Annotated in this window: 11 protein-coding genes; 6 read left to right on the top strand and 5 right to left on the bottom strand. The window is 75.5% G+C overall.

Translation table 11 applies throughout. The annotated features are described in order from the left end of the window. Positions 1-16: 16 nt before the first annotated feature. The gene (locus ACFRMQ_RS02565; RefSeq protein ID WP_380726083.1) at positions 17-1,180 is read right to left on the bottom strand and encodes a Cmx/CmrA family chloramphenicol efflux MFS transporter; all 1,164 of its coding nucleotides are present in this window, start codon (positions 1,178-1,180) and stop codon (positions 17-19) included. Between the two features lie 308 nt (positions 1,181-1,488). On the opposite strand from ACFRMQ_RS02565, the gene ACFRMQ_RS02560 reads away from it, so the two are divergent. Continuing rightward, positions 1,489-2,403 (top strand): DUF6891 domain-containing protein, encoded by a 915-nt coding sequence (locus ACFRMQ_RS02560; protein ID WP_380726081.1) that lies wholly within the window; start codon positions 1,489-1,491, stop codon positions 2,401-2,403. Positions 2,404-2,497: 94 nt separating this feature from the next. On the opposite strand, the gene ACFRMQ_RS02555 is transcribed toward ACFRMQ_RS02560, so the two are convergent. Together ACFRMQ_RS02555 and ACFRMQ_RS02550 are read right to left on the bottom strand one after the other, a co-directional pair. Further along, the gene (locus tag ACFRMQ_RS02555) at positions 2,498-3,397 is read right to left on the bottom strand and encodes a diacylglycerol kinase (protein WP_380726079.1); all 900 of its coding nucleotides are present in this window, start codon (positions 3,395-3,397) and stop codon (positions 2,498-2,500) included. Positions 3,398-3,419: 22 nt separating this feature from the next. Continuing rightward, positions 3,420-5,042 carry an FAD-binding oxidoreductase gene (locus ACFRMQ_RS02550; RefSeq protein ID WP_380726077.1) on the bottom strand — a complete coding sequence of 541 codons (1,623 nt, stop codon included), beginning with the start codon at positions 5,040-5,042 and terminating at the stop codon, positions 3,420-3,422. A 20-nt stretch (positions 5,043-5,062) separates the two neighbouring features. On the opposite strand from ACFRMQ_RS02550, the gene ACFRMQ_RS02545 reads away from it, so the two are divergent. Together ACFRMQ_RS02545 and ACFRMQ_RS02540 are read left to right on the top strand one after the other, a co-directional pair. Then, positions 5,063-5,701: a TetR/AcrR family transcriptional regulator gene (locus tag ACFRMQ_RS02545; protein WP_380726075.1), complete on the top strand. Its 639-nt coding sequence runs from the start codon at positions 5,063-5,065 to the stop codon at positions 5,699-5,701. Continuing rightward, positions 5,698-7,248 carry a glycerol-3-phosphate dehydrogenase/oxidase gene (locus tag ACFRMQ_RS02540; protein WP_380726073.1) on the top strand — a complete coding sequence of 517 codons (1,551 nt, stop codon included), beginning with the start codon at positions 5,698-5,700 and terminating at the stop codon, positions 7,246-7,248. Before ACFRMQ_RS02545 ends, ACFRMQ_RS02540 begins: the two co-directional genes overlap by 4 nt. A gap of 279 nt (positions 7,249-7,527) precedes the next feature. Here ACFRMQ_RS02540 and ACFRMQ_RS02535 read toward each other — a convergent pair whose 3' ends face one another. Next, a complete protein-coding gene (locus ACFRMQ_RS02535; RefSeq protein ID WP_380726071.1) occupies positions 7,528-7,821 on the bottom strand; it encodes a hypothetical protein in 294 nt (97 codons plus the stop codon). Between the two features lie 103 nt (positions 7,822-7,924). Between ACFRMQ_RS02535 and ACFRMQ_RS02530 the strand changes: the two genes are divergently transcribed. Continuing rightward, positions 7,925-8,344: a hypothetical protein gene (locus tag ACFRMQ_RS02530; RefSeq protein ID WP_380726069.1), complete on the top strand. Its 420-nt coding sequence runs from the start codon at positions 7,925-7,927 to the stop codon at positions 8,342-8,344. Between the two features lie 114 nt (positions 8,345-8,458). Beyond that, positions 8,459-9,034: a TerD family protein gene (locus tag ACFRMQ_RS02525; protein ID WP_380726067.1), complete on the top strand. Its 576-nt coding sequence runs from the start codon at positions 8,459-8,461 to the stop codon at positions 9,032-9,034. Positions 9,035-9,074: 40 nt separating this feature from the next. On the opposite strand, the gene ACFRMQ_RS02520 is transcribed toward ACFRMQ_RS02525, so the two are convergent. Continuing rightward, on the bottom strand, positions 9,075-10,295 hold the full coding sequence (locus ACFRMQ_RS02520) for a monooxygenase (protein WP_380726065.1): 1,221 nt from the start codon (positions 10,293-10,295) through the stop codon (positions 9,075-9,077). A gap of 269 nt (positions 10,296-10,564) precedes the next feature. On the opposite strand from ACFRMQ_RS02520, the gene ACFRMQ_RS02515 reads away from it, so the two are divergent. Beyond that, on the top strand, positions 10,565-12,607 hold the full coding sequence (locus ACFRMQ_RS02515; RefSeq protein ID WP_380726063.1) for an FAD-dependent oxidoreductase: 2,043 nt from the start codon (positions 10,565-10,567) through the stop codon (positions 12,605-12,607). The last annotated feature ends 21 nt before the right edge of the window (positions 12,608-12,628 follow it).

Genomic DNA, 12,628 nt, shown 5'->3' with positions numbered 1-12,628 from the left:
CGGGAGGCGCGGCAGGTCACCGGCCGCGCGCCCGCAGCGGACGGACCGCGACGATCGGCAGGGCGGCCGCGACCAGCAGCCCGGAGACGTAGAACGGACCGGGTCCGCCGCCCTCGGCGCCGAGCGCGGTCGCGGCGAGCAACGGGCCCGTCGTGGCACCCGCGTTGAGCGCGGCGGTCGTGTAGGCGCCGGCCATCGTGGGCGCACCGGCGGCCTCGTACAGGACCCGGGTGATCAGCGTGCCGCCCATGGCGAAGGACAGCGCGCCCAGCAGGAACACCAAGGGGAGCAGGGCGCCCGGTTCGTCCGTCGACACGGCCAGCGCGGGCCAGCCGAGCAGCAGCAGCGGGCCGGTCACGGCGAGGAGCGGGCCGGGCCGGCGGTCCGCCAGCCGCCCGGCGACGCTGACACCGGCGAACGACCCGGCCCCGAACAGCGCCAGCGCGACCGGGACCCACGGCTCGCCCAGGCCGGCGGGGCCGGTCACCACGGGGGCGAGGAAGGTGAAGCCGCCGAAGGTCGCCGCGTTCACCAGCGCGGCGAGCACCATCGCGCGCGCCAGCCCCGGGCGGCGCAGTGCGGCGAGCTCCGCGCGCAGCGCCGGGGCCGGGGCGGCGGTCCGATCGGCCGAAGCGGCCTGCGGCGGAAGGCCCTTGACGAGGCCCACGGCGGCGGGCAGGCAGAGCAGCGCGACGGCCCAGAACGCCGAGCGCCACCCGAACAGCGCGCCCAGCACCGCCCCGCCGGGCACGCCGGCCACCGTGGCGATCGTCGTCCCGGACAGCAGCACGGCGAGCGCCCGCCCCTTGCGGTCCGCCGGCGCCAGCGCGGCGGCGGTGGTCAGGGCGACGGCGAGGAACCCCGCGTCGGCGAGCGCGGCCGCCACCCGGGTGACGAGCAGCACCGGGAAGCTCGTGGTGACGGCCCCGACGGCGTGCGCCGCCGTGAAGGCCAGGACGAATCCGAGCAGGCTGCCGCGCCCGCTGCGGCCACGGGCGAGCGCGGCCATCAGCGGCGCGCCGACGGCCATCCCGACCGCGAAGGCCGAGGTGAGCCCGCCGGCCGCGCCGACGCTGACGCCGAGGTCGGCGGCGAGGCCGGGCAGCAGCCCGGCCAGCATGAACTCCGAGGTGCCCATGGCGAACACGGCCAGGGCGAGCAGATAGAGGGGGAGGGGCATCGAGGAACTCCGAGGAAGGCGGTGGGAACGAGGGAGGGACGTCTCGTCACCGCACGCTCAGCCCCCGGGCGGCGCGGCTGCGGCGCTCGCTCGGAACTCGGTGGTCCGGGTGTTCAGGGAGCTGACGGCGCGTGACCGAAAGCCCCCACCCTGGATGCCTCGGGGCTCGACATGGGTCGCAGGCTACCGGTCGCCCGCCCCGGGAGCACCCGGTTTTCCGCCCGCCCCGGCGGCGCGGACGCCCGCCGCTGACCCGGAGCGGGGGCCGGACCGCGGGACTGTCAGTGCGGTGTGCCAGGGTGGCGCCCATGTTGGCGATCGCGGTGCAGACGAACCGGACCCGGCACCTGAGGGTGACGGCGGACGAACTGGCGGGGATGGTCCGGCGCATCGGCGCGCCGGACGACCGCATCGTCGTCGTGACCCGGATACCGGACCTGCCGGACGTGTTCGTCCAGGTGCTGCACGAGGAGGGCGGGTTCTACGAGCTGGAGTACCGGGACGGCTCCGCGGCGCGGCACTTCGCGGTGGAGCTGGACGGGCCCGAGCCGGTCGTCGAGGCGATGACGGGCTGGGCGCGCGGCGCGGCGGGCTGGGACGACGGCCTGGACTGGCGGCCGCTCGACCTGGGCCCGGCGCCGGAGCCGGTGCCGCCGCTGGAGATGGACGCGGACGAGCGGCGGCAGTTGGAGGACCGGCTGCGGCTGACCCTCGCCTGCGGCTACACCGACCGGTCCCGGCTCGCCGAGGAGGCCGCGGACCACCTGGTCTCGGGCGAGCGCCGACCGGTCTCCCGCGCCCAGGCCTGGCAGCTCGCCGACCGGCTCTGGCTGGAGCGCGTCGGAGAGCAGAGCGGCTGGATCGGCGAGACCGAGCCGGAGCGCCTCACCCGGGCGTTCACCGCCCTGGAGGCGGCCGGCATCACCGCGCGGGAGCACTTCACGTGCTGCCGCTCCTGCGGCCAGGGCGAGATCTGGGACGCCGGCGATCCCGGGGCCAGGGGCTTCGTCTACTTCCACCAGCAGTGCACCGAGGCCGCCGCCCTCGGCCGCGGCCTGAGCCTGCTGTACGGCGGCTTCGACGGCTCCCCGGAGACCACCGCCGCGGTCGGCGAGGAGGTCGTCGCGGCCCTGGCCGCCGTGGGCCTGCCGGCGCTCTGGAACGGCGACCCGTCCCACGCGATCGAGATACGCCCGCTGCTCTGGCGCCGCCGCCTGGTGTGACGCCGGACGCCGTCTCCCCGCCCCCGCGGTCCGGGCCGGTCGGACCGGGGCGGCGTCACGGCGTCCGGTGTCACTGCGTCATGGCCTCACGGCCTCACGGCACCAGGAGCCGCAGGGCGTCCTTCACCACCGCGACGTCCACCGGCAGCGGGGCGATGAACTCCCCGTCGGCGTAGGCGGTGATGCCCGGGGACTCGATCCGCAGCGACTGCGTGCGCAGGGTGGTGACCTCCGGGTGGGTGGTGTGGGTGCCCTTGAGGAGGGTGGGGAAGAAGCGGGCGATGCGCAGCCGGGGCATGGCGTCGACCAGGGTGACGTCCAGCAGCCCGTCGTCCGGTAAGGCGGCGGGGCACATCAGCATGCCGCCGCCGTAGCTGCGGGTGTTGCCGACGGCGGCCAGGGTCAGGTCGCGTTCGATGACGGTGCCGTCGGCCAGGGTGATCCGGAACGGCAGCGGGCGCAGGTGGGCGAACTCGGCGAGGATGGCGAGGTTGTAGCGCGTCCGGCCGCGCGGCCAGCGCAGCCGGTTGGCGCGGTCGCTGACCAGCGAGTCGAAGCCGGTGGCGAGGACGGAGCCGTACCAGCGCACCGCCCCGTCCGGGCCGGTGATCCGGCCGAGGTCGACGCCCCGGGTGCGCCCGGCGGCGATGACGTCGGCGGCGGCCTCGGGGGCGCCGAGCGGCAGGCCGTACTCGCGGGCGTGGTCGTTGCCGGTGCCGGCCGGTATCAGGCCGAGCGGGACGGGGCTGCCGGCCAGGGCTTGGAGGGCGAGGTTGACCATGCCGTCGCCGCCGACCACGGCCACCGCGTCCACGCCGTCCGCCGCCGCCTCGCGGGCGAGGCGCACGGCGTCCTCGGGGGAGCGCCCGGCGTGCGGTTCGGCCTGGACGCCGAGGGCCCGCAGCCGGGCGGTGGCCCGGTGGGCGGCGGGTTCGGCGTGGCCGATGCCCGCCGCCGGGTTGGTGAGAACGGCGACCCTGCGGACGGTTCTCACATCGACCCCCCACGGGCACGGTTCATGGGATCAGCTTGCCGGGGTTGAGGATGCCCGCCGGGTCGAGCTCGGCCTTGACGGCGCGCAGGACGCGCACGCCCAGGTCGCCGATCTCCTCGGTCATCCACGGCCGGTGGTCGGCGCCGACGGCGTGGTGGTGGGTGATGGTGCCGCCGGCGCGGAGGATGGCGTCCCCGGCGGCGCGCTTGGCGGTGGCCCAGCGGGTGAGCGGGTCCTCGCCGAGGGCGGCGACGACGGTGAAGTAGAGCGAGGCGCCGGTCGGGTAGACGTGCGAGATGTGGCAGAGCACCAGGGCGCCGGGCAGGGCCCCGGTGAGCGCCTCGGTGACGGCGGTGCGCAGGTGGGCGAGCCGCGCCCAGTCGGCGGCGGTCTCCAGGGTTTCGCAGAGCGCGCCCGCGCCGAGCAGCGAGTCGCGCAGGTAGGGGGCGCTGAACCGGCCGTGCTCCCAGGCCCGGGCGGGGCCCTCGCCGAGCGAGGTGCCGCCGGCGGCGAGCAGCGCGTCGCGGGTGAGCTGGTGCCGGGCGGCGACCTGGGCGGCGCCGCCCTCGAAGACGGTGACGGCCAGGCAGCCGCTGACCGCCGGGGCGCCGCCGATCTGCTCGGTCATGGCCAGGTTGACCATGGTCTCGGCCTCGTCGGAGAGCCGGATCACCGTCGGGCCGGTGCCCTGCTGCTCGACGGCGCGCAGCGCGGCCGTGCCGGTGGCGAAGTCGGGGAAGCTCCACGCCTCGTACGCCTTGACGGCGGGCAGCCGGTGAACGCGCAGGCGGACGGCGGTGATCACGCCCAGGGTGCCCTCGGAGCCGAGGAACAGCTGGCGCAGGTCGGGGCCGGCGGCGGAGGCGGGGGCGCGGCCGAGGTCGAGCACTCCGGCGGGGGTGACGACGCGCAGTCCGCGCACCATCTCGTCGAAGCGCCCGTACCCGGCGGAGTCCTGACCGGAGGAGCGGGTGGCCGCGAAGCCGCCGATGGTGGCGTAGCGGAAGCTCTGCGGGTAGTGGCCGAGCTCCCAGCCGTGTTCGGCGAGCAGCGCCTCCGCCGCCGGGCCGGTGAGGCCCGCGCCGAGGACGGCCTCGCCGGAGGTCTCGTCGAGGTCGTGGAGGCGGTCGAAGCGGCGCAGGTCGAGCGAGACGACGGCGTCGAAGGCCCCGCGCTCGGGGTCGAGGCCGCCGACCACGCTGGTGCCGCCGCCGAACGGGACGACGGCGATGCGGCGTTCGGCGCACACCGCGAGGACGGCGGCGACCTCCTGCTCGGTGCCGGGCAGCACGACCGCGTCGGGCGCGTCCTGGGGTTCGCGGCTGCGGCGGCGCAGCAGGTCGGGGGTGGACTTGCCGCCGGCGCGCGGCAGCCGGTCGGCGTCGGCGGCGCTGACGTGCGTCTCGCCGACGGCGCCGGCCAGCGCCTGGAGGTCCGCGGCGGAGATCCGGGAGGCACGCAGCACGACCTCGTCGGCGTCCGGCCCGGGGACGGCGTCGTCGGTGATGCCGAGGGCGGCGGCGAGCAGTCCCTTGATGTCGGCGGACAGTTCCTTGGCGAGGGCCGGGTCGCCCCAGGCGTCCCACTTCATCGGGGGGAGCGGAAGCGCGGCGCCGGCCGGTTCCGCTTGCGTCTCAGGTGCCATGCGTTACAGTTTCACACATCATGTCAAGTAGTAACGTCGAGCCCCAGTCCCAGTCCCAGAACCGGACCCAGCCCCGGCCCCAGGCGCGGACCGCCGCGGAGCGCGGCACCGACGACGCGATCCTGGACGCCGCCGCCGACCTGATCGTCCACCTCGGCGTGCGCCGCACCCAGCTGGCCGAGATCGCCCGCCGCGCCGGGGTCAGCCGCCCGACCGTCTACCGCCGCTGGCCGGACGTCCGGGCGCTGATCGGCGCGCTGCTCACCCGGGAGATCCTGGCCACCCTGGAGGGCGCCCCGCAGGCCGGCCCGGACCGGGAGGCCTTCGTCGAGCGGACGGTGGAGATCGCCGTCCGGCTGCGCGAGCACCCGGTGATCGGCGCGCTGCTCCGCTCCGACGACTCCGACCTGCTGCTCCAGTACGTCGTCGAGCGGCTCGGCGCCAGCCAGCGCGGACTGCTGGAGGCGCTGCGCACCGGCATCGAGCAGGGTCAGGCGCACGGCTCGATCCGGGCCGGCGAACCGCTCGAACTGGCCGCCATGGTCCTGCTGATCGCCCAGTCCACCGTCCAGTCGCACCGCATGGTCGCCTCCCTGCTGCCCGAGGCGGCCTGGCGGCGCGAACTGGCCAGAGCGCTGAACGGATACCTCGCGCCATGACCCCCACCGCAGGCCCGTACGCCGGTACCGCCCGACTCGACGCCACCCGAAGGGCGCGGGAGCTCCAGGCGCTCGGCGACGCCCCCCGGATCGACCTCCTGGTGATCGGCGGCGGCGTCACCGGCGCCGGCGTGGCCCTGGACGCCGCCTCGCGCGGCCTGCGCACGGTGCTGGTCGAGGCCCGCGACCTGGCCTTCGGGACGAGCCGCTGGAGCTCCAAGCTGGTGCACGGCGGCCTGCGCTACCTCGCCTCCGGGCGGATCAAGGTGGCCCGGGAGAGCGCCGTCGAGCGCGGCGTGCTGATGACCCGCACCGCCCCGCACCTGATCCGCGCCTTGCCCCAACTGGTGCCGCTGCTCCCGGACTTGCTGCGCCCCGGCCAGGCCGCGCTGATCCGCACCGGCTTCCACGCCGGGGACGCGCTGCGGCTGAGCGCCGGCACCCCGGGCGCGCTGCTGCCCCGGGTGCGCCGGATCGACGCCGAGCGGACCCGCCGGCTGGTGCCGGCCGTTCGGACGGCGGGTCTGCGCGGCGCCCTGGTCGCCCATGACGGCCAACTCGTCGACGACGCCCGGCTGGTGGTCGCGCTCGCCCGGACCGCCGCGCAGTACGGGGCGAGCGTGCTGACCAGGGTGCGCGCCGAGGAGGTCACCGGCACCTCGGCCCGGCTGGTCGACACCCTGACCGGCCGGGAGATCACCGTCCGGGCCGGCGCGGTGGTCAACGCCACCGGCGTCTGGGCGGGCGAGGTGGACGCCTCGATCAGGCTCCGGCCCAGCCGGGGCACCCACCTGCTGGTGGACGCCGGCCTGCTCGGCCACCCGACCGCCGCCCTCACCGTGCCGGTGCCCGGCTCCACCAGCCGTTTCGTCTTCGCGCTGCCGCAGCAACTCGGCCGGGTGGCGATCGGGCTGACCGACGAGGACGCCCCGGGCCCGATCCCGGACGAACCGCGGCCCGCCGAGGCCGAGGTCTCCTTCCTCCTCGACACCGTCAACGCGGCCCTCGCCACCGCCCTGACCAGGTCGGACGTGCGTGGCGCGCACGCCGGGCTGCGTCCGCTGATCGACACCGGGGACGGCAGCACCGCCGACATCTCCCGCGAGCACGCGGTGCTGGAGTCCCCGTCCGGGGTGGTCACCGTGGTCGGCGGCAAGCTCACCACCTACCGCCGGATGGCCGAGGACGCGGTGGACGCCGCCGTCCGGCTGCGCGGGCTGCCCGCCCGCGCCTGCTGGACGGCCCGGCTGCCGCTGGTCGGCGCGCCCGGCCACCGGGACAGCCGGCCGCGCCCGGCCGGGGAGGTGCCCGCCTCGCTGCTCGCCCGGTACGGCGGCGCGGCCCACGAGGTCCTGGCGGCGGGGGAGCCGGCGCCGATCGCGGAGGGCCTGGACGTCACCCGGGCCGAGGTCGCCTACGCCGTCAGCCACGAGGGCGCGCTGGACGCGGCCGACGTGCTGGACCGGCGGACCCGGATCGGGCTGGTCGCGGCGGACGCCGAGCGGGCCCGGAAGGCGGTCGAGGAGATCGTCGCGGAACGGCGGTAGCGCCGGAGCGGGGCGGGCCGGCGCGTCAGACCGCGGCCCGGGGGGCGTCAGGCCGTGGCCCGGGGCAACGGGGCGAGATCCGGCTCCACCCAGGCGGTCCGGGCCTGCTCGCTCGCGAGCGTCCGCAGGCGTCCGCGAGCGTCCGCGGGCGGTGGTGGCGGGTGCGCGGGACGCCCTCGCCGGCCAGGTCGAGGGCGGCGGCGGTGCCGTGGCGGCGCACGGCGAGCCAGGTGAGCCGGACGTGGTGGCGGTGGCCGAAGCGCTCGGCGTCCTCCGCCCTCAGCGCGCGGTGCGCTCGGGCATCGGGTGTTCGGCGCCGGCCAGCTCCAGGACGCAGGAGAGCGGGCGCTCGGCCACGCCGGTGCGGTCCAGCCGCACCGCGACCGGCTTCGGCGGCTCCTCGGCGACCTGGGCGGCCAGGGTCAGCGGGTAGACGCCGTGCCCGTGGACGCGGTGGAAGGCGCACTCCTTGCCGTCGACCAGCAGCTCGGTCTCGGTGATCCAGCCGGAGCGGACGTTGACGGTCACCGAGTGCCCGCCCTGGTCGAGGTGGAAGCTGTACCGCTGGCGCATCGGGACCTCCGACGACAGGGCCTGTGACGTGTGGGGATGTCCGGCGGGATCCGGTGGGGAATCTCCCGCAAGTCTAGGTCGACCGGCCGCTAGGGTGCTCGGTATGCGGAGCGCGACGGGTGGTGGCCCGCGGCCGTACGGGCCGGACGACGAGGTGGCGGAGGGCGAGTACGTCCTCGGGCTGTACCGGGTGTCCGTGAAGGCGAGGACGGGGCGTACGGCCGGTCCGGCCCCGCGCACCGGACTGCTGGCGGCCCACGTGGACGGCGGCGCGCTGCGGGCCGTGCTGCGCCGCCTGGGGGAGCGGGCCCTGCCCACCCTGGCCCACCACGAGCCGGACCTCGACTTCAGCAGCCGGATCGGGCAGCCGTCGATGGCGGCGCTGGTCCGGGAGATCGAGCGGGCGGACCGGGCCCGGCTCCCGGCCGCCGAGCGCGAGGTGCTGGAGCTGCTGCTCGGCTGGGCCCGCCGGGCGCCGGCCGAGAACGGCGCGCTGCGGATCGAGATCGACGCCGGCCGGTGACCGGGAACCGGGGACCCCGAGAAATCCCCGGGGCGGGGCCCGCCTCCGGATGGATTCTCGTGATCTCTACAGTGTTGTAGATTCGTCCACAGGGAGAGATCCGAGGAGGGCATTGTGGGAGTTTCGCTGGCCAAGGGCGGCAACGTCTCGCTCAGCAAGGAGGCGCCCGGTCTGAGCGCCGTGATCGTCGGACTCGGCTGGGACGTGCGGACCACCACCGGGGCCGACTACGACCTGGACGCCAGCGCGCTGCTGTGCAACGCGCTGGGCAAGGTGGTCTCCGACCAGCACTTCGTGTTCTTCAACAACCTTCGCAGCCCCGAGGGTTCGGTCGAGCACAGCGGCGACAACCTGACCGGTGGCGGTGACGGGGACGACGAGCAGATCAAGGTCGACCTGGACCGCGTCCCGGTGGACGTGGCCAAGGTGGTCTTCCCGGTGTCGATCTACGACGCCGACGCCCGGCTCCAGAACTTCGGCCAGGTGCGCAACGCGTTCATCCGGATCGTCAACCAGGCCAACGGCCAGGAGATCGCGCGCTACGACCTGACCGAGGACGCCTCGACCGAGACCGCGATGGTCTTCGGCGAGCTGTACCGCAACGGTGTCGAGTGGAAGTTCCGCGCCATCGGCCAGGGCTACGCCTCCGGCCTGCGCGGCATCGCGACCGACTACGGCGTCAACGTCTGACGGTCCGCGGCGAGCCGGCCGGGGTTCGGCGGACGCCTGCTCAGCCCGTGCGGCCGAGCGCGTGGCCGCCGAACCCCTTGTCGTCGCCGGTGAGTTGGCGCTGCCACCAGGCGGTCATGGCCGGCTCGTCCATCCGTGACCAGTCCGGTGCCGCCGTCACCTGGGCGCGGCCGAGGGCGCGGCCCAGTCGCACCAACTCCCGCCCGGCGGAAGTCCGTTCGCGGTCGTAGGCGGCCAGCAGGGCGGCCCGGGAGCCGGCCTCCCGGCCGGCCCGTTCGAAGGCGTCCGCGTCCTGCAGGGCCTTCACCACGCCGCTGGTGTTGTGCGGGCGCACCACGGTCGCCGCGTCCCCGCCGATCAGCAGCCGGCCGGCCGTGCGGTGCGGGGTCGCCAGGTCGTAGATCGGCTGCAGGAAGGTCCGTTCGCGCGGGGTCAGCGTGACCAGGCCGGCCCAGTACGGCGGCAGGTGCCGGTCGGCGAGCTGTCGCAGTCCGTCCAGTTGTCCGTCGGTGAGGCTGCCCGCCGGGATGCTGGTAGGGCCGTCCAGTCGCAGCCAGGCGGGGGTGGGGGCGTAGAGCACCCAGTTCGCCTGGGTGCTGCCGGGCTCCAGGCCGGGGATGCGGTAGATCACCAGCTGGCCGCCGGGGTAGCAGACGGTGACGCACTGCTCCTGCGGCCAGGGCGCCGCGCCGCCGGGCAGGTCGGCCAGCAGGGCGGAGTCGTAGCTGCCGCGCCAGCACACGTACCCGGCGAACTCCGGCTCGGCCTTCGGGCAGACGGCGGCGCGGACCACCGAGCGGTAGCCGTCCGCGCCGATCACCAGGTCGTGGCCCTCGCGGCCGCCGTCCGTCTCGACCCAGGCGCCGTCCGGTTCGGTGCCGACCGCCTTCACCGTGGTGCCCAGCCGGAACTCGACCTGCTCGGGCGTCCGTTCGCGCAGGGCCTGCCAGAGGACGCCCCAGTGGTGGGAGTGGAACGGGAACGGCTGGTCCCAGAGCGGCCGGCCGCAGCCGTCCGGTCCGTCGCCCCGGCCGCCGCCGCCCCGGGTGATCCAGCGGCGGACGGTGAGGCGGTGGCGGCGGGTGTCCGCGTCGAGGTGCCCGGCGCGGACCAGTTCGTCGAAGCGGTCGTTGTGGGTGCACAGCCCCACGCCCCGGTCCTCCAGTCGGCCGGGACTGCGCTCCAGCACCACCACCCGCCGCGCGCCGAGCCGCGCGGCGGCGCCGGCGAAGGCGCTCCCGGCGATGCTGCTGCCGACCACGGCCACCGATCCACCCCGCACAGTCGCCCCTCTCCCGGGCTCGCGATGCCCCCGTGATGTCCGGGACACGACGATACGCGGCCCGCCCGGCTCCGGTCCCGGGTTCGCCGCCGAAGGGGGTACGGCCCGGGGGTGTGGGCCGGGGGAGCGGGCCGGTAGGGCCCGGCGTCGGTCCGGGTGCGACCCCTATGCAACTTGTTGCATACCGCGCCGCCCGTCCCCTACTCTGCGGTAACAACGACCCCCAGCCCGCGCCCCAGGAGACGTCGATGAGCGCCCACCCCGGCAGCAGCCGCTACCCGCACCTGCTCAGCCCGCTCGACCTCGGCTTCACCACCCTGCCCAACCGCGTGATCATGGGCTCGATGCACGTCGGCCTGGAGGAGGCCCCCGGCGGCTACGAGCGGATGGCCGCCTTCTACGCCGAGCGGGCCCGCGGCGGCGTCGGCCTGATCGTCACCGGCGGCATCGCCCCCAACGAGGCCGGGCGCCCCTGGGAGGGCGGCGCGATGCTGACCACCGAGGAGGAGGCCGACAAGCACCGGGTGGTCACCGACGCGGTGCACGCCGCCGGAGGGAAGATCGCCCTCCAGATCCTGCACTTCGGCCGCTACGCCTACCACCGCGACCTGGTCGCCCCCAGCGCGATCCAGGCCCCGATCAGCCCCTTCGTGCCCAACGAGCTCACCGCCGAACAGGTCGAGCGGACCATCGAGGACTTCGCCCGATGCGCCGAACTCGCCCGCCGCGCCGGGTACGACGGCGTCGAGATCATGGGCTCCGAGGGCTATCTGATCAACGAGTTCATCGTCGCCGCGACCAACCACCGCCAGGACGAGTGGGGCGGCCCGTACGAGCGCCGGATGCGCTTCCCGGTGGAGATCGTCCGCCGGGTCCGCGAGCGGGTCGGCGAGGACTTCGTCATCGTCTACCGCCTCTCCATGCTCGACCTGGTGCCCGGCGGCTCCACCCTGGACGAGGTGGTGCGCCTCGCCCAGGCCGTCGAGGCCGCCGGGGCGACCATCATCAACAGCGGCATCGGCTGGCACGAGGCCCGCATCCCCACCATCGCCACCTCGGTGCCGCGCGGCGCCTTCGCCTGGGTGACGAAGGAGGTGATGGGGAAGGTCGGCATCCCGCTGGTCACCACCAACCGCATCAACACCCCGGAGATCGCCGAGCGGCTGCTCGCCGAGGGCAGCGCCGACCTGGTCTCGATGGCCCGCCCACTGCTGGCCGACGCCGACTTCGTCGCCAAGGCCCGGGCGGGGCGCGCCGAGGCCATCAACACCTGCATCGGCTGCAACCAGGCCTGCCTGGACCACACCTTCAACCTCAAGATCACCTCCTGCCTGGTCAACCCGCGCGCCTGCCACGAGACCGAACTCGTCCTCGGCCCCACCCGGTCGCGCAAGCGGATCGGCGTCGTCGGCGCCGGCCCGGCCGGCCTCGCCTTCGCCGTCTCCGCCGCCGAACGCGGCCACGACGTCACCCTGTACGACGCCGCCGAGACGATCGGCGGGCAGCTGGACATCGCCCGGCGCATCCCCGGCAAGGAGGAGTTCGACGAGGCGCTGCGCTACTTCCGCACCCGGCTGGGCGAGTTGGCCGTCACGCTGCGGCTGGGCGCGACCGTCACGGCCGAGCGGCTCGCCGAGGAGGGCCACGACGAGATCGTCCTCGCCACCGGCGTCACCCCGCGAACTCCCGCCGACATCCCGGGAATCGACCACCCCAGTGTGCTCGGCTACCTCGACGTGCTGCGCGACGGCGCGGCCGTCGGCGAGCGGGTCGCCATCCTCGGCTCGGGCGGCATCGGCTTCGACGTGGCCGGGTTCCTCACCGACCAGGGCGACGCGGCGAGTCTCAACCCGCCGGTGTTCCAGGCGAAGTGGGGCATCGACCCGGAGTACCGCGAGCGCGGCGGACTGCGCGCCCCCGAACGGCCGAAGTCCCCGCGCAGCGTCCACCTGCTCCAGCGCAAGACCGGCAAGGTCGGCGCCGGCCTCGGCAAGACCACCGGCTGGATCCACCGCACCGAACTCAAGCACCGTGGCGTGGTGATGGTCCCCGGCGTCAGCTACGACCTGATCGACGACGCCGGCCTGCACATCACCGTGGACGGCGAGCGCCGACTGCTGCCCGTCGACACCGTGGTGCTCTGCACCGGCCAGGAGCCGCGCCGCGACCTGTACGAGGCGCTGCGCGAGCGCGGCCTGTCGGCGCACCTGATCGGCGGCGCCGACGTGGCCGCCGAACTGGACGCCAAGCGGGCCATCAAGCAGGGCACCGAACTGGCCGCCTCCCTCTGAGCCGCCGCGACGGCCCGGCCC

It is taken from the genome of Kitasatospora sp. NPDC056783 (assembly GCF_042789895.1).
Classification (GTDB): domain Bacteria; phylum Actinomycetota; class Actinomycetes; order Streptomycetales; family Streptomycetaceae; genus Kitasatospora.
The sequence above is the reverse complement of the archived record's forward strand: the minus strand, read 5'-3'. Positions and strand labels throughout refer to the sequence as shown.